The sequence below is a fragment of the Paraburkholderia sp. FT54 genome (assembly GCF_031585635.1).
Lineage (GTDB): Bacteria > Pseudomonadota > Gammaproteobacteria > Burkholderiales > Burkholderiaceae > Paraburkholderia.
In genome coordinates this window covers 2,371,303-2,395,299 of record NZ_CP134195.1, presented here as the reverse complement: position 1 = coordinate 2,395,299, position 23,997 = coordinate 2,371,303, and the positions used below count along the sequence as shown (strand labels likewise).

Here is a 23,997-nt window from a genome sequence, read left to right as displayed (position 1 = left end):
TACGGCCGCGCGGCGGCCTGTGCGCGCATGGCAAGCGACGCGCGCGAGGCCGGCATCGCGGCACGGCTCTAGGCCTCGATCAGCAGCGCAGCCGCGACCTTGCGGCCCTCGGCCATCAGAATGTTGTACGTGCGGCAGGCGGCCTTGAAGTCCATTGTTTCGACGCCGATGCGCTTCGCGGTGAGCGCGGCCGTCAGGCGCGGATGCGGAAAGCGCAGCCGCTCGCCGCTGCCGAACACGACCACTTCCGGCGCGGAGTCGACCAGCATGGCGAAGTGCTCGGCGCTCAGTTGCTCGAAAGAGGAGACGGGCCAAGGGATGACTGGCGCGTCCGGCAGCACGAGAAGGCTGCCCGAATGGCGCACCAGATTGATTTCGACATAGTCGGCGCCGTAGCCGGTGACGGTGTTGAGGGCGCCGCTGGAGTCCTGATGTAATTTCAAATTGGTTTTCCGAAGTCGTCGTGAGACATCATGCGTGTGGGCGGCCTGACCGGCTTCAGCCGAGACGGGGCGATTCGACGCGAGTGGGACACGCGCATGGGGCACAAACGGGCAGAAGTGGCCGAAAAGGCTTGCCGTTGCGGTTGGTGCATTGCGGAAGTCGGCCAAAATCCGCTAAATTATAACTTTTTAGCCGCCTTGCGGCGCCCCTCGCTCATGTGCCGCCACAAGCCGCGCTGGGAACATGGGTGCGGCCCACCGGCTACCCGCCTTGGCTTTGCCCGCGTTCGGCCGCTTTTCGTCGGGTTTACCGGGTTGTTCTTCTGCCCGCCATACCGGTGCAACCCGCCGCCGGCGTGCCGGACGGACGCCGGAAACCTACGAAAAAATGCTCGAGCAGCGGCCTCAGGGAAGTGGCGCTGCGATTTGGCCTGTTTGCGCATCCGCCGGCCGTCGTTCGCTGCCGCCTTGCGTGCCGCGTCCGAATTCCCCTTATCGGCGATTTTGCCCGGCCCGTTTGCTATTTGCCGCGCTTGCTCGCCCAAGCCATCAACCAGGATGAAGTGCCCGCCGTGAAACCGATTCTCAAATCCAACAAGTTGTTGAATGTCTGCTATGACATTCGCGGGCCCGTCCTCGAACATGCGAAGCGGCTCGAAGAAGAGGGCCACCGCATCATCAAGCTGAACATCGGCAATCTCGCGCCGTTCGGCTTCGACGCGCCGGACGAAATCATTCAGGACATGATCCTGAACCTGCCGGGTTCGTCGGGTTACTCCGACTCCAAAGGTGTGTTCGCCGCGCGCAAGGCGATCATGCATTACACGCAGCAAAAGGGCGTGCACGGCGTCGAGCTGGACGACATCTACATCGGCAACGGCGCGTCCGAGCTGATCGTCATGGCGCTGCAGGGCCTTTTGAACGACGGTGACGAAGTGCTGCTGCCCGCACCGGATTACCCGCTGTGGACCGCCGGCGTGAGCCTGTCGGGCGGCACGCCGGTGCACTACATCTGCGACGAAGCGAATCGCTGGATGCCCGATCTCGACGACATTCGCGCGAAAATCACGCCGAACACGCGCGCGCTCGTGGTGATCAACCCGAACAATCCGACCGGCGCGCTGTATTCGGACGAACTGCTGCTCGGCCTGATCGAGATCGCCCGCCAGCACGGCCTCGTGATCTTCGCCGACGAGGTCTACGACAAGATCGTCTATGACGGCAAGAAGCACACGTCGATGGCGGCGCTCTCCGAAGACGTGCTCACGGTCACCTTCAACAGCCTGTCGAAGAGCTACCGGTCGTGCGGTTATCGCGCCGGCTGGATGTTCATCTCTGGCCTGACGGCCGGCGAGAACCGCCGTCACGCCAAAGACTACTTCGAGGGGCTCGGCATTCTGGCGTCCATGCGCCTCTGCCCGAATGTGCCGGGCCAGTACGCGATCCAGACCGCGCTCGGCGGCTATCAGAGCATCAACGACCTGATCGTCCCGACCGGGCGCCTGTACAAACAGCGTGAACTCGCGTATGACATGTTGACGGCCATCCCCGGCGTGAGCTGCGTGAAGCCCGAAGCGGCGCTGTACATGTTCCCGCGTCTGGACCCGAAGGTTTATCCGATCGAGGACGACCAGCAGTTCATCCTCGACCTTCTGCTGGAAGAGCGCGTGCTGCTCGTGCAGGGCACGGGCTTTAACTGGAAGACGCCGGATCACTTCCGCGTCGTGTTCCTGCCGAACGTGGACGATCTCGCGGATTCCATCAACCGCATCGCGCGCTTCCTCGACGGTTACCGCAAGCGTCACACAGCCTAGCGCACAATAGGGTGTACGACGCGGTTCTCACCGCGTCGCGCCGTCCGCCGGGCGCCACCCGTTTCCTTTTAATCATCTACTCGAAAACACACGCTGCATGGAACCGATCAAAGTTGGACTGCTGGGCTTCGGCACGGTAGGCAGCGGCACCTTCACGGTACTGCGCCGCAATCAGGAAGAAATCAAACGCCGCGCGGGCCGCGGCATCGAGATTGCGCGCATTGCCGTGCGCCATCCCGCCAAGGCGACAGCGGCGCTCGGCAGCGAAGCCGGCACGGTGGCGCTGACCGATGACTTCAACGCGGTGGTCGACGACCCGTCGATCGATATCGTGGCCGAAATGATCGGCGGCACGGGCGTGGCGCGCGACCTCGTTCTGCGCGCGATCAAGAACCGCAAGCATGTGGTCACGGCCAACAAGGCGCTGCTCGCGGTGCACGGCACGGAAATTTTCGAGGCGGCGCGCGCCAACGGCGTAATGGTGTCGTTCGAGGCGGCGGTGGCGGGCGGCATTCCGATCATCAAGGCGCTGCGCGAAGGTTTGACGGCCAATCGCATCCAGTACATTGCGGGCATCATCAACGGCACCACGAACTACATCCTCTCGGAGATGCGCGATCGCGGGCTCGACTTCGCGACCGCATTGAAAGCCGCGCAGGAGCTGGGTTACGCCGAGGCCGATCCGACCTTCGACATCGAAGGCGTGGACGCCGCGCACAAGGCGACCATCATGAGCGCGATCGCGTTCGGCGTGCCGGTGCAGTTCGACAAGGCCTACGTCGAAGGCATCAGCAAGCTCGCGGCGATCGACATCAAATATGCCGAGGAACTCGGCTACCGCATCAAGCTGCTCGGCATCGCGCGCCGCACGGATAAGGGCATCGAATTGCGCGTGCATCCCACGCTGATTCCGGAAAAGCGCCTGCTGGCGAACGTGGAAGGCGCGATGAACGCGGTCGTGGTGCATGGCGATGCGGTCGGCACCACGCTCTACTACGGCAAGGGCGCGGGCGCTGAGCCGACGGCTTCCGCCGTGGTGGCCGATCTGGTCGATGTGACGCGCCTGCACACGGCCGACCCGGAGCATCGCGTGCCGCATCTGGCGTTCCAGCCGGACAGCCTGTCGAGCACCCCGATCCTGCCGATCGACGAGGTCACGAGCGGCTACTACCTGCGTCTGCGGGTGGCGGACGTGACCGGCGTGCTGGCCGACATCACGCGTATTCTGGCCGACACCGGCATCTCGATCGACGCGCTGCTGCAGAAGGAATCGGAGCAGGTCGACGCGAACGGCAAGGGCGAAACCGACATCATCCTGATTACGCACGAAACGGTCGAGAAGAACGTCAACGCCGCGATCAGGACGATCGAGGCGCTGAAGACCGTTGTCTCGCAAGTCACGAAGCTGCGCATGGAAGCGCTGAACTAGGCCGAACTATGAACTACCTTTCCACGCGCGGCGCCGGAGCCGGCGAGCGCCACACCTTTTCCGACATCCTGCTGGGCGGTCTCGCAAAAGACGGCGGCCTGTACCTGCCCGCCGAGTATCCGCGTGTCAGCGCCGACGAACTGACGCGCTGGCGCACGTTGCCGTACGCGGACCTCGCCTTCGAGATCCTGTCGAAATTCAGCGACGACATTCCCGCCGAAGACCTGCGCGCGCTCACGCGCAAGACGTACACCGCGGCCACATACTGCAACGTGCGCGACGACGAAAGCGCCGCGCAGATCACGCCGTTGAAGACACTGGGCGTCGAAAACGGCGCGCCGCTGTCGCTGCTGGAACTGTCGAACGGTCCGACGCTCGCGTTCAAGGACATGGCGATGCAGCTGATCGGCAACCTGTTCGAATACGCGCTCGCCAAGCACGGCGAAACGCTCAACATTCTCGGCGCAACCTCGGGCGACACCGGCAGCGCCGCGGAATACGCGATGCGCGGCAAGAAGGGCATCAGCGTGTTCATGCTGTCGCCGCACAAGAAGATGAGCGCGTTCCAGACCGCGCAGATGTACAGCCTGCAAGACCCGAACATCTTCAATATCGCGGTGGAAGGCGTGTTCGACGACGCGCAGGACATCGTCAAAGCCGTTTCGAACGATCACGCGTTCAAGGCGAAGTACAAGATCGGCACGGTCAACTCGATCAACTGGGCGCGCGTCGTGGCGCAGGTCGTGTATTACTTCAAGGGCTACTTCGCAGCCACGAAGTCGAACGACGAGCGCGTGTCGTTCACGGTGCCGTCGGGCAACTTCGGCAACGTGTGCGCGGGCCACATCGCGCGCATGATGGGCCTGCCGATCGAGAAGCTGGTCGTGGCGACGAACGAAAACGACGTGCTCGACGAGTTCTTCCGCACCGGCATTTATCGCGTGCGCAAGGCGGCCGAGACGTATCACACCAGCAGCCCGAGCATGGACATTTCGAAGGCATCGAACTTCGAGCGTTTCGTGTTCGATCTGCTCGGCCGCGATCCGGCGCGCGTGCTGCAACTGTTCCGCGACGTCGAAGAGAAGGGCGGTTTCGATCTTGCGGCGAGCGGCGATTTTGCGCGCGTGCAGGAGTTCGGTTTCGTATCGGGCAGCAGCAGCCATGACAGCCGCGTGGATACGATCCGCGACGTGTTCGAGCGCTACGACACGATGATCGACACGCACACGGCCGACGGCCTGAAGGTGGCGCGCGAACATCTGCAGCCGGGCATTCCGATGATCGTGCTGGAAACGGCGCAACCGATCAAGTTTGGCGAGACCATCCGCGAAGCGTTGTTGCGCGAGCCGGAGCGGCCGGCGGCGTTCTCGGGCCTCGAGTCGCTGCCGCAGCGTTTCGAAGTGCTGCCGGCGGATGTGCAGCGCGTGAAGGACTACATCGTGGCGAACGCGGGCGCTTAGCTCGCCGTCGCCGTGAAGCGTGAGCGCGTTTGTCCAGCGCTTGCGCATCCTGTCCGACACGTCCCACGTGCTTCATGCGCTTCACGCAAAACGACGCTCGCCGCGAAATCTTGCGGCGAGCGCTCAAACACCAAAAAATCCCCCCGCAACGCCAGTCCGCCCAGGCTATCTGCCTGGGCCGCTACAATATTCTTTTTAACCTGCGGCTTCGAGACCAGAGATGTCCACACCCACGCCCCGTGCGCCGATGCTCGCCACAGCCGAGGCCCTGGCGACGCTCCTCGGCGCGGCGAGTCCGCTTGCCGGCACAGAGTCGATCCCCACGCTGGAAGCGCTGAACCGCGTGCTCGCGGCCGACGTCACGTCGCCGCTCGACGTTCCGCCGATGAACACCAGTTCAATGGATGGCTACGCGATCCGCACGGCGGATCTGACGGCTCAGGGCAACACCCGCTTGCCTGTCTCGCAGCGTATTCCGGCCGGTCACGCGCCGGAGCCCCTGAAGCCCGGCACGGCGGCGCGCATCTTCACCGGCGCCACGGTGCCGCCCGGCGCCGATGCGATCGTGATGCAGGAGCAAACCGAAGCCGCCGGCGCGGAAGTCACGATCCTGCACAGTCCGCAACCGGGCGAATGGATCACGGCGCAGGGCGCGGATATTCGCAGCGGCTCGGTCATTCTTCCGGCGGGCACGCGGCTCACGCCGCAGGCGCTGGGACTCGCGGCTTCGGTCGGTTGCGCCGAACTGGTGGTGCGGCGGCGCGTCAAGGTCGCCGTTTTCTTCACGGGCGACGAACTGACCATGCCCGGCGAGCCGCTGAAGCCGGGTGCGATCTATAACTCGAACCGTTTCACATTGCGCGGCCTGCTGGAGAAGCTCGGCTGCGAAGTCACCGACTACGGCATCGTCGCGGACAAGCTCGACGCGACCCGGGCGACACTGCGCGAAGCCGCCGAGGCGCATGATCTCATCCTGACCTGCGGCGGGGTCTCGGTGGGCGAGGAGGATCACGTGAAGCCGGCGGTGGAGGCGGAGGGACGGCTTGCGATGTGGCAGATCGCGATGAAGCCGGGCAAGCCGCTCGCGTTCGGCGCGGTGCGCCGTGCGGCGCAGCATGGGGAGACGGCGGCGGGGTCGGCATCGGCTTCGGCCCCGGCCCCGGCCCCGGCCCCGGCAGAAACCTTCTTTATCGGTTTGCCGGGCAATCCGGTTTCCAGCTTCGCCACCTTCCTGCTGTTCGTGCGCCCGTTTATCCTGAGTCTCGCCGGCGTGCAGACGGTCGCGCCGCGCGCGCTGTCGCTGCGGGCGGATTTCACGCAGAGCAAGGGCGACCGCCGCAACGAATTCCTGCGGGCGCGCATCAACCCGGCCGGCGGCCTCGACCTGTTCCCGAATCAGAGTTCGGCCGTGCTGACGTCGACGGTCTGGGGCGACGGCCTGATCGACAATCCGCCGAATCACGCGATCAGCGCCGGCGAGACCGTGCGCTTCATTCCTTTTTCCGAATTGCTGAACTGAGGCCGGCAAGAGCCGGTGGCATCCCGATGAAGATTCAACTCCGATATTTTGCGAGCGTGCGTGAAGCGCTCGATCTGGCCGACGAAACCGTCGATCTGCCCGACGGCATCGCGACCGTCGGCGATGTGCGTGCGTGGCTGCGCGTGCGCGGCGGCATCTGGGCCGACACCCTGGCTGAGGGCCGCGCGCTGCGCATGGCCTGCAACCAAGTGATGACCGGCGCCGGCACCCGCGTCACCGAGGGCTGCGAAGTCGCGTTTTTTCCGCCCGTCACCGGCGGCTGAACCGCCACGCCACCACGTTGCTTAACTGCATAGGAGCCCTAGATGCCCGTTCGCGTCCAGACGGAAGACTTCGACCTCACCGCCGAGGTCGCCGCATTGCGCGCGCGCAATCCGAAGATCGGCGCGGTGGCCTGCTTTGTCGGCACCGTGCGCGATCTGAACGACGGCAGCACTGTCGAGACGATGGAGCTCGAACACTATCCCGGCATGACCGAGAAGTCGCTGGAGGCGATCATCGTGAGTGCGCGGGAGCGCTGGCCGGGCATCGAGGTGTCGATCGTGCATCGGGTCGGCAAGCTCTATCCGCTCGACCAGATCGTGCTGGTGGCGACGACGGCCGCGCATCGCGGGGAGGCCTTTGCGTCGTGTGAATTCGTGATGGACTATCTGAAGACCCAGGCGCCATTCTGGAAAAAGGAAAAGACCGAGGCCGGCGAGCATTGGGTCGATGCCCGCGTCACCGACGACGCGGCGCTCGCCCGCTGGGGTATCGAATCGGGCAACCGGACGGCGGAGTAGGCGCGGGTCCGGGCTGGCGGCATACTCGAATCTGCGAGCCAGCAAGCGTTTTGGCGCCGCTCACTCCGTGTCGAGGCGGTCTTGAGGCTGCCGGACGCTCGCGCGGTGCACTCCGCGCCGCCGTATGGGCTTGAAACGGCCTTCAAGGTGAACCCCGGATCATTCGTCCGGCGCCCGGCCTACGATCCGCGTGGGAAAAGGGGGAAAAGGCTCACCAGCCGGCCGCGCGCCGTGGCTATCGTCGCCCTCGCGCGCACGCCGCTTCGGCGCAACGCGGTCCAGCAGCGCCTTCTGTTCCTCCGGAATCTTGTAGTCCCAGCCGAAACGGCTCAACTGCAGGCTCTGCGCGATTCGCAGCGCCGGTTCCATGAACCGCACCGCCGCGGCAGGCTGATAACGCGATTCGACCGTATCCAGAAACAGATACAGCCAACGGCTGAAGTGCTGCGGTTCGATACCCTCGAGCGGCTGATGCGCCTGCTGCACGTTGCCGCGGTATTGCTTCGCGCCCAACACGAGGCTGCCCCAGAACGTGCACATCTTGGGCAGGTGGTCGTCCCAGCGGCCCGCCAGCGTCGCGTCGAAGACGGGGCCGAGCAGCGTGTCGGCACGCACGCGGTCGTAGAAACCGTAGACGAGATCGCGGATATTCGCCTCGGTGGGTTCGGCGGCGCGCTCGACCACCGGCGCGGCAGGGAAGGACGGATTCATGCAAATTCCAGGAAATGCGGCCATTCATCGTGTATCGCCACACAGCGCTACGGAGTGTCAGGAATGGCCTCATATTGAGTCCAAACGAAAGGAAGTAGGATGCGAACACCCCGCTTTTCGTAAGAATGCCCCACGCAGGAAACGTTACCATTACTGTCGAATGACCCACTCCGCCAGTCTGCGCAGAACTCGAAATATGCGTAGCGCCTGCATCTTAGGGCGAAGCGACGGCCCACGGCAACCCTTGCATCGACGCGGTTATCTCCCGGATCGCGGCTTGCGCTTATTGCGATACCTGCACTTATGAGACTGACCGACTATACGGATTACTCACTACGCGTCCTGCTCTACCTCGCTGTTCGTGGCAGCGGCTTGTCGACAATCCAGGACATTTCGGACGCGTACGGCATTTCCAAGAACCACTTGATGAAAGTCGTGCAGCAACTCGGCGAACTCGGCTGGGTCGAGACCGTGCGCGGGCGCAACGGCGGCCTGCGACTCGCCGAGCAGACCAGCGCGCTGACGGTTGGCGAGATCGTGCGCGCGACCGAAAGCGACTTTGCGCTGGTCGGTTGCTTTCCGGACCAACATGGCGAGCGCCGAGGCTGTGTCATCACCGCGCAGTGTCGTCTGCGAGGCGCTCTCGAGACAGCCCGCAATGCCTTCCTCGCCGAGCTCGACCGTCATACCATTGCTGAGGTGGCGCAGCCGCATGGTCCGCTGGCCGCACTGCTCGGCTTGAGCAGCGTGATTCCGATCATGCCGGTTGCGCCGGCCGGCGGCGATTCCGCATCGCTGGTCTGAAAATGCGCAGGCATTTCTCTCGCGTGAAGTGTTAAATAGTTGTCGCTTGAAGCAAAAAAGCGCTTGAAACCTGGGTAAAACGCCTCATTTTGGTGGTAATCGAAATTGGAGGTCTCTTGATGAGAATCGACAAACTCACCACTAAATTCCAGGAAGCACTGGCGGATGCCCAGAGTCTGGCCGTCGGCCATGACAATCAATATATCGAACCGGTTCACGTGCTGTCGGCGCTAGTCGCCCAACACGACGGCTCGGCGCGCTCGCTGCTCTCGCGTGCCGGCGTGCACGTGCAGGCGCTGCAAACGGCGCTCGGCGACGCCATGACGCGTCTGCCGCAAGTGCAGGGCACGGACGGCAACGTGCAGATCGGCCGCGAGCTGACCGGTCTGCTGAACCAGGCCGATAAGGAAGCGCAAAAGCTCAACGACACGTTCATCGCGAGCGAGATGTTCCTGCTTGCGATCGCGGACGACAAAGGCGAGGCCGGCCGTCTCGCACGTCAGCACGGTTTGTCGCGCAAGTCGCTGGAAAGCGCGATCGCCGCGGTGCGCGGCGGCTCGCAGGTCCATAGCCAGGACGCCGAAAGCCAGCGTGAAGCGCTGAAGAAATACACCGTGGATCTGACCGAGCGCGCGCGGGCCGGCAAGCTCGATCCGGTGATCGGCCGCGACGACGAAATCCGTCGCTCGATCCAGATCCTGCAACGCCGCACCAAGAATAACCCGGTGCTGATCGGCGAACCGGGCGTGGGCAAGACCGCGATCGTCGAAGGTCTGGCGCAGCGCATCGTCAATGGCGAAGTGCCGGAAACGCTCAAGGGCAAGCGCGTGCTGTCGCTGGATATGGCGGCCTTGCTGGCCGGCGCCAAGTATCGCGGCGAGTTCGAAGAGCGCCTGAAGGCCGTGCTCAGCGACATCGCGAAAGACGAAGGGCAGACCATCGTCTTCATCGACGAAATTCACACCATGGTCGGCGCGGGCAAGGCCGAAGGCGCGATGGACGCGGGCAACATGCTCAAGCCGGCGCTCTCGCGCGGCGAACTGCATTGCGTCGGCGCGACCACGCTCGACGAATATCGCAAGTACATCGAAAAGGATGCCGCGCTCGAGCGCCGCTTCCAGAAGGTGCTGGTCGACGAGCCGACCGTGGAAGCGACCATCGCGATCCTGCGCGGTCTGCAGGAAAAGTACGAACTGCATCACGGCGTCGATATCACCGACCCGGCGATCGTGGCGGCGGCGGAACTGTCGCATCGCTACATCACGGATCGCTTCCTGCCGGACAAGGCCATCGACCTGATCGATGAGGCCGCTTCGAAGATCAAGATGGAAATCGACTCAAAGCCGGAAGAGATGGATCGGCTCGACCGTCGTTTGATCCAGTTGAAGATCGAACGCGAAGCGGTCAAGAAGGAAAAAGACGAAGCGTCGCAAAAGCGTCTGCAATTGATCGAGGAAGAAATCGAGCGGCTCAATCGCGAATATTCGGACCTCGAAGAAATCTGGACCGCGGAAAAAGCAGCGGTGCAGGGCAGCGCGCAACTGAAGGAAGAGATCGAAAAAACGCGTGCGGAAATCACGCGCCTGCAACGTGAAGGCAAGCTGGAGAAGGTCGCCGAACTGCAGTACGGCAAGCTGCCGGGTCTCGAAGCGCAGTTGAAGGAAGTGACCAAAGCCGAGGCGAGCGAGCAGAACAACCCGACGCGTCCGCGTCTGTTGCGCACGCAGGTCGGTGCGGAAGAAATCGCTGAAGTCGTGTCGCGTTCCACCGGCATTCCGGTGTCGCGCATGATGCAGGGCGAGCGCGAAAAGCTGCTGCAGATCGAAGAGAAACTGCACGCGCGCGTGGTCGGCCAGGACGAGGCGATCAGCGCGGTGGCCGATGCGATCCGCCGCTCGCGCGCGGGTTTGTCGGATCCGAACCGGCCGTATGGTTCGTTCCTGTTCCTCGGTCCGACCGGTGTCGGCAAAACCGAGTTGTGCAAGGCCTTGGCGTCGTTCCTGTTCGATTCGGAAGATCATCTGATCCGTATCGACATGAGCGAATTCATGGAGAAGCACAGCGTCGCGCGTCTGATCGGTGCGCCGCCGGGATACGTCGGCTATGAAGAAGGCGGTTATCTGACGGAAGCCGTGCGTCGCAAGCCGTATAGCGTGATCCTGCTCGACGAAATCGAGAAGGCGCATCCAGACGTGTTCAACGTGCTGCTGCAAGTGCTCGACGACGGCCGTATGACCGACGGCCAGGGCCGTACCGTGGACTTCAAGAACACGGTGATCGTGATGACGTCGAACCTCGGTTCGCAGGTGATCCAGTCGATGGTCGGCGAGCCGCAAGAAGCGGTGAAGGACGCGGTCTGGGAAGAAGTGAAGCTGCACTTCCGCCCCGAGTTCCTGAACCGGATCGACGACGTCGTGGTGTTCCATGCGCTCGACCGCTCGAACATCCAGTCGATCGCGCGGATCCAGTTGCAACGTCTGCACGAGCGGCTTGCCAAGCTCGACATGCAATTGGTGGTGTCGGATTCGGCGCTCGAGCACGTGGGCAAGGTCGGCTACGATCCGCTGTTCGGCGCGCGGCCGTTGAAGCGCGCGATCCAGCAGGAGATCGAGAACCCGGTCGCCAAGCTGATACTGGCCGGCAAGTTCGGTCCGAAGGACGTGATTCCGGTCGAACTGGAAGACGGCAAGCTGGTGTTCGAACGCGTCGTGCATTAAGCGGATCGCGTTCTTCTTCGAAGGCGGGAACGGTAGCGGTCGAGCCGTTCCTGACGACGTAAAAAAACGGCAACGAAGGTGACTTCGTTGCCGTTTTTTTTGCCCGCTGATCGTGCAAGCGGGGGTACGGGTATGTGGGCAGGCGAGGCCGCCCGCGTCGTTACGCGTTGCCCTTGCCGAACAGCGCCGACAAACCGCCGAGCGCGCCGAGCACGGTGGTGGCGTTCAGCTTGCCTTCAGCCGGCACTTCGCCTTCCGGCGTGGCGGCGTTGACGACGTGAGGGAGAATCTGCGACAGCAGACCAGTGACCTGATCCGGCTGCACGCCAGCCTTCGCCGCGAGGTTGGTGACGGTCTCCGAGCCGAGGACGCTGTGCAGCGCATCGGCCCCGATCGGCTGGTTCTCGCCGTTGCTGACCCACGAGGCCACGACGTCGCCGAGGCCTTTTTCCTTGAAACGGTCGATCAGGCCGTTCAGGCCGCCCGGCTGGCTATTGACGAATTCGAGTGCGGCCGAAACCAGGGCTTGCTGGCCACCGCCCTCGGGGGATTTGCCAACCAGGGAACCGAGTGTGTCGAGTAGGCTCATGACGGTCTCTCTTGAATGCCGACACGTGCTTGACGGGTCAGCGGGTGAAAACGCCGCGCGGTTGCGCGGCGCCGTGGAAGGAAGGCGGACGGCGGCACGACGGCGCCGATGGGTTCATTCGCGTGGGGAGTCACGCGCGTACCACCGGGCCGCTACGCTGCCGGCGCTCAGTCCTGTTTCGTACTCCGTTTGATTCTGTCCGGTCCTCGTTTCGTGCTGTCAGGCACCGCCCGAGGCCGCCGCAGCCGAGGCGGCCTTGCTCTTCTTGGCTTTCTTCTTCGATGCTTTAGTGTCGGAGGCATCGGCCGGCGCCGCCGCAGCCGCGGTGGCCGGCGCGGAAGCCGCTGCCGCTTCGGACGCCGCGGCCTTGCTCTTCTTCTTCGACTTCGACGCCTTCGCGCCGGAAGCGTCAGCCGGCGCGGCTGGCGTCGTGTTGGCTGCCGTGGTGGGCGCCGCCGTAGGCGCGGTAGCCGCTGCCTTGGTGCTGGCCGTGGTGCTCGGCTTCGTTGCGGGCTTGGCGCCGCTCGGCGGCGTGGACGAACCGTTGATCGTGAGGCCGGCCGCTTCGAGATTGGTCACCGATTTCGCGCCGATGCCCTTGACGCGCGTGGCCAGATCATCGGCGTCCTTGAACGGGCCATTCTTGGTTCGTTCGTCGATGATCGCTTTCGCATGCACCGGGCCGATACCCTTGACCGATTCGAGCGCCGCCTGATCGGCGGAATTCACTTCGACGGCCGCCGCGAATCCGGCCGACAGCGACAGAGCCAAAGCAACGCAAAGCATCAAAAGCTTCTTCAGCATGGCAAGCACTCCATTGAGGGCAAAAAAGTTAGCCGCTAAGGGACAACTCGTCCTGTCAGCATTCGCTGCGCTTAAGCATAGGACAAATTGCGCGCCCCTATTTGCGAACGCGGACGATTTATACCGATCGATTCATGACAAGTAAATCAGTGTGAACAAGATTTAAACCTTTTGCCTCGTTATTGGGCTGTTATGAGTTTATCGATCAAATCCGCGTGCCATAAAAAAAGACAGCGCAGACAAATGGCAGCATGACGCACTTGACTTAGAGTGCACTCGAAGTCCTAACCTGAGTTCCGTCATGTCGAATATCTCGAAAGCACTCACCATCGGGCAGGTCGCTGAAACGATCGGCGTTTCGACGCATACGCTGCGCTGCTACGAACAGGCCGGGCTGATTCGCGCCGTCGGCCGGACGAAAAGGCGGGGCATCGGCTGTATTCGCCGGCCGATCTCGACTGGCTGCAGTTCGTAATGCGGCTCAAGGCGACCGGCATGCCGATCGCCGGCATGCAGGCGTTCGCAGCGCTGCGTGCGCAAGGTCAGCCGACGGTGGGCGCGCGCCGCGACATGCTGGTGGCGCATCGGGATGCGGTTTTGGCGCGGATCGCCGAGTTGCAGATCAACCTCGGCGCGATCGTCGACAAGATCGCTTACTACGAAGCGGTCGGGCGCGCACCCGCCGTGGAGCACTCGACACGACAGACCGACGCAATCCAGCCACATTCACATTCGGAAGAGGACTCACCATGGACCACGCACACAACGACCGTTACACCCGAGGCTGGGACAAACTGAAGGAAATCGACGGCTCGGCCGGCGAACACGTGATCGCCGCGCTCGCGCCGATCGCGCCGGATTTTGGCCGCCTGCTGATCGAATTCGGCTTCGGCGACATTTACAGCCGGCCGCAGCTCGATCTGCGCGCGCGTGAAATCGCCACGATTGCGTCGCTCGCCACGCTTGGGTGCGCAAAGCCGCAGTTGAAGGTGCATATCGAAGCGGCGTTGAACGTCGGCTGCACGCGCGAGGAGATCGTCTAGGTGTTCATGCAGATGGCGCTTTATGCCGGCTTTCCGGCGGCGCTGAATGCGTTGTTCGCGGCGCACGAGATTTTCGAGCGCCATGATCAGGCGTCGAACGACACGCAATCGGAAAGCGCGGTGCGGGCGGAGGAGGAAGCGCACGCGGGTTGATATCCGCGAGGCAAGGGGGCAGCAAGAGTAGGCAAGCGGGTGCGTTGCGCAGCCGCTTTTTTAGGAGTCTATAACGCAACTAACTGTCTGTTGCTGATAACCACCACCACAGCGCGCTGATGGCCTCAGATCAAAGTCCTGTTTACCAGCGAGAAAGCCGGCCATCCTGCACCCTGCAACAGCCCCGTCAAGCCGCCGAATCGACCCGAAGCGCCGCCTCGGCATGCAAATACCGCTTGCTCACCACGCGCCAATACATCAGCAAGCCGATGCCCGCAATCGCCAGACTCGCGGTATTCGCCACCCAGAAGCCGCGCGCGCCGGTCAGCCATTCCGGCGTAACGCCGGTCACGTTGAAGCCGAGCGCATAGCCGCCGCCGAGCCCCACGCCCCATAGCGCCACGGCGTAGATCACGGTCGGCACGACCGCGACCTTGTAGGCGCGCAACACGAACGCGGTGGTGATCTGCAAGGCATCGAACAGGTGATAGCACACGACGATCAACACCAGCGGCAGCGCCGCCGCCACGACCTGCGCATTCGGCGTATAGCCTTCGATGATGTATGGCCGCAGCACCAGCACGATCGCGCCGTAGCAGCAGGCGATCGTCATGGCCATCATGATGCCGTGACGCGACAGCGTACGCGCCGCTTCCGGACGATGCGCGCCGAGCGCCTGAGCGACCAGCGTCGACGCAGCAATGCCGATCGACAGCGGCGTCATGTACAGCACCGCGCCGATATTGCCGGCGATCTGGTGGCCGGCGAGCGTCGTCGTGCCGAAGCGCGCAATGAAAAGCGCCATGAACGTGTAGGAGGTCACTTCGATCAGATAGGACAGGCCCATCGGAATGCCCAGCCGCAGTAGCGCCGCCTGGCGCCGCCAGACCGGCGTGCAAAACTGCGCGAAGATCGCGAACGGGCTGAAGACGTCGACGCGCGTCAGCAGCAGCATGCCGACCACGGCCAGCGCCCAGTTGATCGTCGTGCTGGCGAGTGCGCAACCCGGCCCGCCGAGCGCCGGCACGCCGAAGCCGCCGAAGATGAACCACGTGTTGAGCGGCACCTTGAGCAGCAGCGCGCCGACCTGCAGGATCATCACGAGCCGCGGTTTGCCGACTGCATTCGTGACCGAACTGTAGACGCGAAACGCCAGGCCGGCCGGCAAGCCGAAGGCCAGAATCCGCAGGTACGCGACAGTGCGGTCGTGCAGCGCCTCGGGCACGCGCGCCACCCGCAGCACGGGGCCCGGGAAGAACAGAATCAGGAAGCCGATCACGGTTAGCGCCGCCGCGAGCCACAAGGCCTGGCGAACTTCTTCACCGATCTCGGCGTAGCGGCGCGCGCCGTAGAGTTGCGCGGTAATCGGTTGCAGCGCGGTCAGAATGCCGGTCAGGCCGATATACACGGAGATATAGATCGACGAGCCAAGGCCGAGCGCGGCCAGATCGACAGCCGAATAGCGGCCGACCATCGCCGTGTCGATCACACCGAACGCGATGATCGCCAGTTGACCGATCAACACCGGCCACGCGAGGCCGGCGATTTTCCGTACGTCGGCGAGCATGCTCAGTCGGACTTCTTGTGCCAGCTGCGGCGTTTGACGACCGGCGGCTTCGGACGGTCGATACGCACGTACAGACGGAAGCGTTCATCGCGGTCGGCCACGCGGCGGCCTTCCCACACCAGCTTCCAGACGAAGTCGGACATCGCGCTCGGTTCGCCATAATCCTGCGTGTCCTGACGCAGGATCACATCGCAGTCCTGGTCGAAGGCGAAGTGCATGTCGCCGAAATAGGCGAAGGTCGCGATCTGCGCATTGCCGAGGCGCACCGGCGAAATGCAGGTGTAGTCGTCCGGCAGATGGGCGGCGATCTGTTGGGCGACGTCCTTATAGGTCCGGCTGTAGTTGACGACCGGCAGCCACAGCGTCATGAGCAGCACCCACATCAAGGTGGTGCCGGCGCTCGAGAGCACCACGCTGCGCCACAGGACCTTCGGATGGCGCGCGAGACGCCACTGCACCAGCACGAACCAGCAGACCGTCACGGCGACCGCGCACACGAACGACAGGATCTTGAACTGCGGCGCGAAGCCCGGCGCGAGACGCGCCAGATTGCGCGCGAGCGGATGCGGAAAGCCGGTCAGCCCCGCGATATAGACCAGCCAGACGAAGCTGCCGAGAATTGTGAAGCTCAGGAGCGCGAACCAGTCGATCGCATTGATCGCGCCACGCTTGAGCGTGGGCAGCGCGAAAGCGGCCAGCACCGCGAGCGGCGGCAGCAGCAGCATGTAAAGCCGGTTCGACTGATGGCTCTGCAGCACGACCAGCACGAACAGCGGCCCGATCACCGAAAGCGGAATGGCGACGTGCGGCGCCCGCCGCAGGCCCGACCAGCTGAACCACGCCCAGAGTGCCAGCGGCCATGCCGGCCACGTGAAGAGCGGCAGGTTTTTCAGCGCATAGCCGGCGACCGAGCCGGGCGGCCCGGCGAACGAACTCAAGCTGACGTGCACCCATTGATTGAGATACCAGACGGCGTCGTTGGGGAAGGCGGCAAGCGCGGCGATCGGCCACGCCACGGACACCACGAGCGCCACCGGCAGACCCGCCAAAAGCAGCCAGCGCGAGCGCGTCTCGCGCACGACCAGGGTCATCGCCAGCGTGCCGAGCAACAGCGCGCCCACCAGCACCGGGCTGCTGGCCAGAGTGACGAGGGCGATGGCGAGCCCCCAGACCAGCGCGCCCTGAATCGGCTTGTCGATCATGCGCACGAGGCCGTACACGAGCATCGCGATGCCGAAGAACTGCGCGAGCTGCGGCGTGGTTTCGTGGCCGCGCTCGGCGAGGCCGAAGCAGGCGAGCAGGATCAGCAGCGCGCCGTCGGCGAGCGTGCGGCCGTAGTCGCGCGGCTCCGGCTCGCCGCCGAAGGCGTACTTGAACGGCTGGACTTCGGCGCGGCGGCCGAGCAGGTAGGCGGCGTACCAGACGAACGCGCAGCCCGCGCAGAACATCAGGCCAGTGAAGACTCGTGAGGCATTGCTCGCATCGACCCACGGCGCGAGCAGGCGGATCGCGCTGGCGCCGAACCAGTAGCCGAGCGGGCCGTCTTCAGTGAGGTATTTGCCGACCAGGTTCGGCAACAGCCAGTCGTGCGCGCCACCGTTCGCCATGGTCCACATGACGCCGAAGCCGGCTGCGTCCTCGTTCTTCCACGGATCGCGGCCGAATAGGCCGAACGATGCGTAGACGATACAGATGGTCAGCAGCAGCCAGCGCGGCAACGCACTGGTCGCTGAGGCAGTGAGGCGAACGACAGGTCTCATGCGGTGTGTGGATATCGGATAAGCGGTGCAGCCGGGACCGGACGGCATGTCCGGCTGGAATGGCCAATTTGGAGCATCCGGCATTGTAGTCGTGCCGTGCGATGCGCGTCACGGCCGGTAACGGCTCGCAACGTCGTTGGGAATGCTGTAACACGGATTGGGCGGCACGCCGGCGCTGCGGTCGAGCGTTTGCTCCGGCATTGGCCGCCAGTCACCCATCAGCCAGGCGACAAAAAAGGGCAGCTCGCGCTGCCCTTTTTGCTCCTGCTGCGCTGCCGGCCAGGGCCGGCGACGAGGCGGGTATTACTTCGCTGCTGCCTTGCCGGTAGCGCGCGAGCCGAACTTGTTGCGGAACTTCTCGACGCGGCCTGCCGTGTCCATGATCTTTTGCTGGCCGGTGTAGAACGGATGCGATTCCGACGACACTTCGATCTTGGCGAGCGGGTAGGTCTTGCCGTTGAATTCGGCGGTTTCACGCGTCTGGATGGTCGAGCGCGTCACAAACTTGAAGTCGTTCGACACGTCGATGAACAGAACTTCGCGGTAATCCGGGTGAATGCCTTCTTTCATGGTCTTTCCTTTAATCTGGCGGTAGCCAACCCGCGTGCGGCCGAAATTAAACGATCCGCATCTAGGCGCGAGCCACTTGCCTATGGTCGAAAAACGGCGATTATGCCAGAAAATCAGTCGTTTGACGACTTTTGCGGCGGCTTTTTGCCAGCAATGCGTGCCGTTTTCGCGGCTGTCCTGGCGGCTCGCGGCCGGTGTGTGCGCCGGGCGGCGGACCTTGCCTGGCGGGTGTTGCGCGTCAGGCGGGCGTGAACGCTACGCCGACTCGCGCCGGATCCTGTCTGTAATAGCGCGCAAGCAACCGGTAAAGCTCCGGATACTCGGCTTCGAACGCCTGCGGCTGGACGAACAGCGCCTCGCTGCAGACGGCAAAAAATTCCGATGGATGGTCCGCCGCGTACGGATCGATCAACGAGTCGCGCTCGAAGCGCGCCCAGCGGCGTTCCGGCACCGCATCGACTTCGGCGCAGAAGTGGTCGTAAGCATGGTCGAACACGTCGGCCCAAGCCTGCGAATCGAGCGGCGCGTGCCAGCGGCGCATGAGCGGCGGGTGGCCGTCCGCCTCGCCGTTCAACATGTCGATCTTGTGCGCAAATTCGTGAATCACGACGTTGTAGGCGTCCGTGCCGTCCGTCATCTGCGCGTCTTCCCACGACAGCACCACGGGCCCGCCTTCCCACGCTTCGCCGCTCGCGTCCTGTACGACTTCGTGCACCACGCCGTCTTCGTCCTCGACCGTCTTGCGGATCACGAACTCGCCCGGATAGACGATCACGCCGACCCAGCCGCGATACAGATCGAGGCTCAGGTTCAGCACCGGCAGACATGCCTGGGCGGCAATCGCCACGGTCATCGCGTCGGTCAGTTCGAGCTCGTGCGCCGTCGAAAATTCCTTTTTTGCGAGGAACAGGCTCGTCTGTTCGCGCAAGCGCACGAGATCCGGCGCGTCGAGGTGCGCGAGGAACGGCAAGCCGTCGAGTGTCGCTTGCCAGAGCGCATCGCCGATCGCGTAGTCGCGCAGCGCGCGGTCGCGCCGGCGTGTGCCGAGCCATTGAGTCAGTTTCGATAGCATCGCCTGATGCAACCCTTAGTCGATCTGTTTTTGCCACGCGGCAAACAGGCCGCCGCATATCGCCACGCCGATCAGGAAATAGAAGCCGTCGAGCGAGGTCAGAAAACTGGCCTGTTGCGCGACGGTGCGGCCGATTTCCGCGATTGCCAGCGAGTGCGCCTCGGACGGTGAGCGGCCGGTGGCGAAATCTCTAGTCAGCACGGCGAGCGAGTTCTGGAACACAGGATTGTACGGATTCACGAACTCGGCGAGGCGAGTTTCATGCAGCGCTTGCCGATGCTGCTCGACGATGATCACGGAGGCCGTCGCGAACGATATCGTCAGTTGCCGCACGATGTTTTTCAGCCGGTAGCCGTGCGTGAATTCTTCGATGGCGAAGATTCTGAACGTCAGATTGGCGACCGGCAACACGATGAACAGCAACAACAGGCCGCGCAACAGCAACGGCAGCATCAGCGCCGCTTCGCCGACGCCGGGCGACATGCGTGTCATCAATGCCGCGGCGAACGCGGCCACGGCGAAGCCGGGCACGATGATCCACTTCTTGCGCGGCAGCAGCTTCGCATAACGCAAATAGACGAACAGGGCGCTCGCCGAAATCAGCGAGGTCACGCCGACCAGTTGCCCGGTGTTTTCGACCGGATAGCCGAGACCGCTCTCGAGAAAGCGCGAGATCAGATTGCTGAACACCGTCGAGATGAAGTAGTAGAACATGTAGAGCACGAGCCCGGCCTGGAAGACCTTCTCGCGCAGCGCATGCAGGCGCACGAGCGGCGCGGGATGATGCCACTGGTGATAGGCGAACCAGCCGAGCGCCACGATTCCGGCGACGGTCAGCAGAATCAGTCCGGGCGAGGCGCTGAACAACTGGAAGCGCACCTGCTGCATCACGATTTGCAGCGCGCCTTGTGCGAACGCGAAGATGATGTACGGCCAGAAATGCGCCGAGCCGCGCTCCTCGGGCAGACGGTTGCCGGAGTCGGGCAGCGCGAGCAAGGCCAGCACGGCGAACAGCACGCCCACCGGCGCCGTGCATGCGAAAAGGGCGCGCCAGTCGAAATGCCCGACCAGCTGGCCGCCGATCAGTGGCGCGAGCGCGCTGCTCAGGACGATCAGTATGAGAAAAGCGCGAATGGCCGCGGGCCGTTGCTGCGGCTTGAAACTCATCTGGATCAGGATGCGGCAGGTGCCCATCATCGGGCCGATGAAGTAGCCTTGAAAGCCGCGCGCGAACGCCAGCTCGATCGACGATTCGCACAGCGCCGCGGCCACCGCGCCGGCGGCGTAGAGCAGCATGCAGCCGGCGACGTAGCGCCGGTAGCCGAAGCGTTCGACCCACCACTGTTGCTGCAGGATGCCCAACACCGCCGCGACCGCATAGGCGCTCGACGCCCACACCAGTTCATCGGGCGACGCGTTGATGCCGCCGGCGATATAGCTGGTGAAAAACGAGAAGATCGAATTGTCGAAATAGTCGAGGCCGGTGACGACGGCCAGCACCCAGGGGAAGAAATCGCCGCGCAGTTTTTCGACGCTGAACAACGGCACGCGGGCCGATGTGGTGCTCATGAGGATTCGCCCGGCGCGGAATCGTCTGGTTCTTTTGCCTGTTTTGGAGGTGTCGCGTTGCCAGCCTTGGCGCGCGCATTGCGGCGCTGCTCGAGCAGCGCCTCCGCATTCTCGCCGGCAAGGCGCCGTTTCAGATAGTCGAGATCGGGGCTCAGTTCGGCGCGCAGCTTCTGCGCTTCCTTCAGTTCGCGGCGCACGCTTTCGATGCGGGCGTCGAGTGCCGCGACCTGTTGTTCGATGGCGTCGTGAATCTGCTGCAACGATTCGGTCGAGTAGCGGTGGCCGCCGTCGACGGGTTCCAGCGGACGCTTGAGCATTTCGGTCACGCTGTGCAACGAGAAGCCGAGCGAGCGCAAACGCAGAATGCGGCCGAAGCGCTTCAGATCGTCCTCGTCGTAAAGCCGGTAGCGGCCTTCGCTGCGCGTGGGCGAAACGAGGCCGCGTTCCTCGTAGTACTTCAGGGTGCGCGCAGTGACGCCGAGACGTTCGGCGGCGTCGCGCACCGTGAGCAGAGTTGGTGAATCTTTGGGCATGGGCGGGTGACAGACATGGCGGACCGGACGTATTGTACTTCAACGTGTACGTTCACGTACATGTTGTCACGCCTGACCATATCAATGCCGCATATCCGGAGCGGTTAGCGCGCCGCGCGGGGGATGGCAAAAAAGACGGACGAAAAAAAGCCGCTCGTTACGCGAGCGGCTTTTCCATGCGATGCGGATGCAGTGGCTAGTGCGGCAATATCAGCTTAAAGCCTTAGCTGCCACCACCACGACGCATCATGTCGAAGAACTCGGAGTTGCTCTTCGTCTGGCGGATCTTGTCGAGCAGGAATTCCATCGACTCGACTTCGTCCATGTCGTGAATGAACTTGCGCAGCACCCAGATCTTTTGCAGCACTTCGGGCTTGATCAGCAGTTCTTCACGGCGTGTGCCGGACTTGTTCAGGTTGATCGACGGGTAGACGCGCTTTTCAGCAAGACGGCGCTCCAGGTGCACTTCCATGTTGCCTGTGCCCTTGAATTCTTCGTAGATCACGTCGTCCATGCGGCTGCCGGTTTCGATCAGCGCCGTGCCGATGATGGTCAGCGAACCGCCTTCCTCGATATTGCGCGCCGCGCCGAAGAAGCGCTTCGGACGTTGCAGCGCGTTAGCGTCGACACCACCTGTCAGCACCTTGCCCGAGGCCGGCACGACAGTGTTGTATGCACGCGCGAGACGCGTGATCGAGTCGAGCAGAATCACCACGTCGTTCTTCATTTCGACGAGGCGTTTGGCTTTTTCGATCACCATTTCGGCGACCTGCACGTGACGCGCGGCCGGTTCGTCGAACGTGGAGGCGATCACTTCGCCCGCCACCGAACGCTGCATTTCGGTCACTTCTTCCGGGCGTTCATCGATCAGCAGCACGAACAGCACGACATCCGGATGGTTCTGCTTGATCGCGTGGGCGATGTGCTGAAGCATCACGGTCTTGCCGGACTTCGGCGAAGCGACCAGCAGGCCGCGCTGGCCTTTGCCGATCGGCGCGATCATGTCGATGATGCGGCCCGTGACGTTTTCCTCGCCACGCATTTCACGTTCGAGCAGCAGCACCTTGTTCGGGTGCAGCGGCGTCAGGTTTTCGAACATGATCTTGTGCTTCGAGGCTTCCGGCGGCTGGCCGTTGACCTTGTCCACCTTCACCAGCGCGAAATAACGCTCGCCGTCTTTCGGCGTACGCACTTCGCCTTCGATCGTGTCGCCCGTATGCAGGTTGAAGCGGCGGATTTGCGACGGGCTGATGTAAATGTCATCCGTGCTGGCGAGGTACGAGGTTTCCGGCGAACGCAGGAAGCCGAAGCCGTCCGGCAGCACTTCAAGCGTGCCGTCGCCGAAGATCGTGTCGCCCGTTTTGGCTCGTTTTTTTAGAATGGCGAACATCAGTTCCTGCTTGCGCAGGCGGTTCGCACTTTCGATCTCGAGGCCATTGGCCATCTCGATCAATTCGGACACGTGCAGAGTCTTAAGCTCGGATAAATGCATACGGAGAACCCGCAGGAGAAGGTGCGACGAAATGAAATCTGGGAGGAGAGTGAGCGGAACCGCTCAAGGACTTACACGTCTTTTCGACGTTTTGCGGATTCTAGCATAGCACACGCCAATTTCCGCCGGTGCGACGGCATGGCATCTTTCTTGTTGAGCGTGTTGTCGCCTGACAACACGCTCAACACGACGCGCTCGCGGGCCTCACTGGGCTCGCAGCGCGCCGATGCGACCGTTTTTACAGGTTGCCGTCGAGGAACGCGGTGAGTTGCGATTTCGACAATGCGCCGACCTTCTGCGCGGCGACGGCGCCGTTCTTGAAGAGGATCAGCGTGGGGATGCCGCGCACGCCGAACTTGACCGGCGTCGATTGATGTTCATCGACGTTGATCTTGGCGATTTGCAGGCGATCGGCGTAATCCTTCGCGACTTCGTCGAGGATCGGCGCGATCATCTTGCACGGACCGCACCATTCAGCCCAGAAATCGAGCAGCACGGGTTTATCGGATTTCACGACGTCCTGTTCGAACGATGCGTCGCTGATATGCTTGATTTGTTCGCTCATTGTATGAATACCTCTATCGGTTCGAGGCCCGCCTGAATTGCTCGCCACGATACGTCAAAACTTAAGGAAACTTCCGTTCGCTTTGCCGCAATCGGAGCCTTGCCGACACACGCCCGAACAGGTGAAAACCCTTTCCAGAATATGTGGAGCGCTCGCGTTTGCGGGTCATCCGTACGGCAGTTTAGCTTAATTCGCTATGCGTTGTCGGGGCTGATAGTACTCATCAGGGCAGTGGGGCCAATGGCTGCCGATGAAGTGCCACCGTGATTCATCAAACCATGACGCAACCTATCTGGTGGCTCGGCGGCCAAAACTCAAGTGGCTCCGACGCGGCCGGTCGCGAATTTCGCCTATATGGCCTATATGGTTCGAAGGGCGCGATTCGGCGCGTCGTTGACGCTTTGCTCGTATTAACAGTCGCGCGACGGGCCAAGCGGTGATAGAATGTTTCGTGACGGGCCTCCTCGCATGGAGGGATGGTCAACCTGGTCAGGTCGGGAACGAAGCAGCCACAGCCGTTTTCCACCAGTGCCGAGGGTCGGGCTCGTCACCTTCCTTTTTCTGTTTTTTCTTGTTGTCC

Annotated in this window: 20 protein-coding genes, 1 other RNA gene and 2 pseudogenes; 11 read left to right on the top strand and 12 right to left on the bottom strand. The window is 63.1% G+C overall.

The features are described from left to right. Positions 1–68: 68 nt before the first annotated feature. Positions 69–443 (bottom strand): Mth938-like domain-containing protein, encoded by a 375-nt coding sequence (locus RI103_RS11135; protein ID WP_095419547.1) that lies wholly within the window; start codon positions 441–443, stop codon positions 69–71. 563 nt (positions 444–1,006) lie between these two features. On the opposite strand from RI103_RS11135, the gene RI103_RS11130 reads away from it, so the two are divergent. The 6 genes from RI103_RS11130 (at position 1,007) to moaE (ending at position 7,468) form a co-directional block, all read left to right on the top strand. Beyond that, positions 1,007–2,257 carry a pyridoxal phosphate-dependent aminotransferase gene (locus tag RI103_RS11130; RefSeq protein WP_310812086.1) on the top strand — a complete coding sequence of 417 codons (1,251 nt, stop codon included), beginning with the start codon at positions 1,007–1,009 and terminating at the stop codon, positions 2,255–2,257. Between the two features lie 97 nt (positions 2,258–2,354). After that, positions 2,355–3,686, top strand: a complete 1,332-nt coding sequence (locus RI103_RS11125; RefSeq protein WP_310812085.1) for a homoserine dehydrogenase — start codon at positions 2,355–2,357, stop codon at positions 3,684–3,686. 8 nt (positions 3,687–3,694) lie between these two features. Further along, positions 3,695–5,146, top strand: coding sequence for a threonine synthase (gene thrC, locus RI103_RS11120; protein ID WP_310812084.1), 1,452 nt, complete (start codon positions 3,695–3,697; stop codon positions 5,144–5,146). 220 nt (positions 5,147–5,366) lie between these two features. After that, positions 5,367–6,665, top strand: coding sequence for a gephyrin-like molybdotransferase Glp (glp, locus tag RI103_RS11115; RefSeq protein ID WP_310812083.1), 1,299 nt, complete (start codon positions 5,367–5,369; stop codon positions 6,663–6,665). Between the two features lie 26 nt (positions 6,666–6,691). Then, a complete protein-coding gene (gene moaD, locus RI103_RS11110; protein WP_310812082.1) occupies positions 6,692–6,949 on the top strand; it encodes a molybdopterin converting factor subunit 1 in 258 nt (85 codons plus the stop codon). A 42-nt stretch (positions 6,950–6,991) separates the two neighbouring features. Further along, a complete protein-coding gene (gene moaE, locus RI103_RS11105; protein ID WP_310812081.1) occupies positions 6,992–7,468 on the top strand; it encodes a molybdopterin synthase catalytic subunit MoaE in 477 nt (158 codons plus the stop codon). Positions 7,469–7,627: 159 nt separating this feature from the next. Here the strand turns inward: moaE and RI103_RS11100 are convergent, their stop codons facing one another. Next, on the bottom strand, positions 7,628–8,179 hold the full coding sequence (locus RI103_RS11100) for a group III truncated hemoglobin (RefSeq protein WP_310812080.1): 552 nt from the start codon (positions 8,177–8,179) through the stop codon (positions 7,628–7,630). Positions 8,180–8,482: 303 nt separating this feature from the next. Between RI103_RS11100 and RI103_RS11095 the strand changes: the two genes are divergently transcribed. Together RI103_RS11095 and clpB are read left to right on the top strand one after the other, a co-directional pair. Next, positions 8,483–8,983, top strand: coding sequence for an Rrf2 family transcriptional regulator (locus RI103_RS11095; RefSeq protein WP_310812079.1), 501 nt, complete (start codon positions 8,483–8,485; stop codon positions 8,981–8,983). Between the two features lie 119 nt (positions 8,984–9,102). Continuing rightward, complete coding sequence (gene clpB / locus RI103_RS11090) at positions 9,103–11,700, top strand: ATP-dependent chaperone ClpB (protein WP_310812078.1); 2,598 nt, start codon at positions 9,103–9,105, stop codon at positions 11,698–11,700. A 160-nt stretch (positions 11,701–11,860) separates the two neighbouring features. On the opposite strand, the gene RI103_RS11085 is transcribed toward clpB, so the two are convergent. Further along, the gene (locus RI103_RS11085) at positions 11,861–12,289 is read right to left on the bottom strand and encodes a YidB family protein (protein ID WP_310812077.1); all 429 of its coding nucleotides are present in this window, start codon (positions 12,287–12,289) and stop codon (positions 11,861–11,863) included. Positions 12,290–12,508: 219 nt separating this feature from the next. Continuing rightward, positions 12,509–13,093 (bottom strand): helix-hairpin-helix domain-containing protein, encoded by a 585-nt coding sequence (locus RI103_RS11080; protein ID WP_310812076.1) that lies wholly within the window; start codon positions 13,091–13,093, stop codon positions 12,509–12,511. 301 nt (positions 13,094–13,394) lie between these two features. Between RI103_RS11080 and RI103_RS11075 the strand changes: the two are divergent. Together RI103_RS11075 and RI103_RS11070 are read left to right on the top strand one after the other, a co-directional pair. Beyond that, positions 13,395–13,891, top strand: a pseudogene (locus RI103_RS11075) (MerR family transcriptional regulator). Beyond that, positions 13,843–14,289, top strand: a pseudogene (locus tag RI103_RS11070) (carboxymuconolactone decarboxylase family protein). The pseudogenes RI103_RS11075 and RI103_RS11070 overlap by 49 nt, the downstream one beginning before the upstream one ends. A gap of 187 nt (positions 14,290–14,476) precedes the next feature. On the opposite strand, the gene RI103_RS11065 reads toward RI103_RS11070, so the two are convergent. From RI103_RS11065 to trxA, 8 genes are all read right to left on the bottom strand, one after another. Continuing rightward, on the bottom strand, positions 14,477–15,856 hold the full coding sequence (locus tag RI103_RS11065) for an MATE family efflux transporter (RefSeq protein ID WP_310812075.1): 1,380 nt from the start codon (positions 15,854–15,856) through the stop codon (positions 14,477–14,479). 2 nt (positions 15,857–15,858) lie between these two features. Further along, positions 15,859–17,616, bottom strand: a complete 1,758-nt coding sequence (locus RI103_RS11060) for a glycosyltransferase family 39 protein (protein WP_310812074.1) — start codon at positions 17,614–17,616, stop codon at positions 15,859–15,861. Positions 17,617–17,919: 303 nt separating this feature from the next. Beyond that, positions 17,920–18,186 (bottom strand): type B 50S ribosomal protein L31, encoded by a 267-nt coding sequence (locus RI103_RS11055; RefSeq protein WP_064269917.1) that lies wholly within the window; start codon positions 18,184–18,186, stop codon positions 17,920–17,922. Between the two features lie 238 nt (positions 18,187–18,424). Further along, a complete protein-coding gene (locus tag RI103_RS11050; protein WP_310812073.1) occupies positions 18,425–19,258 on the bottom strand; it encodes a zinc-dependent peptidase in 834 nt (277 codons plus the stop codon). Positions 19,259–19,273: 15 nt separating this feature from the next. Then, positions 19,274–20,827, bottom strand: a complete 1,554-nt coding sequence (locus RI103_RS11045) for an MFS transporter (RefSeq protein ID WP_310812072.1) — start codon at positions 20,825–20,827, stop codon at positions 19,274–19,276. Further along, positions 20,824–21,360, bottom strand: coding sequence for a MerR family transcriptional regulator (locus tag RI103_RS11040; protein ID WP_310812071.1), 537 nt, complete (start codon positions 21,358–21,360; stop codon positions 20,824–20,826). Before RI103_RS11040 ends, RI103_RS11045 begins: the two co-directional genes overlap by 4 nt. Positions 21,361–21,583: 223 nt before the next feature. Beyond that, positions 21,584–22,852, bottom strand: a complete 1,269-nt coding sequence (gene rho / locus RI103_RS11035; RefSeq protein WP_006048863.1) for a transcription termination factor Rho — start codon at positions 22,850–22,852, stop codon at positions 21,584–21,586. A gap of 238 nt (positions 22,853–23,090) precedes the next feature. Then, entirely contained in the window at positions 23,091–23,417 is a 327-nt protein-coding gene (gene trxA, locus RI103_RS11030) for a thioredoxin TrxA (protein ID WP_006048864.1), read from the bottom strand. Positions 23,418–23,870: 453 nt separating this feature from the next. Between trxA and ffs the strand changes: the two genes are divergently transcribed. Beyond that, positions 23,871–23,969, top strand: an RNA gene (ffs, locus tag RI103_RS11025) — signal recognition particle sRNA small type. Positions 23,970–23,997: the final 28 nt, after the last annotated feature.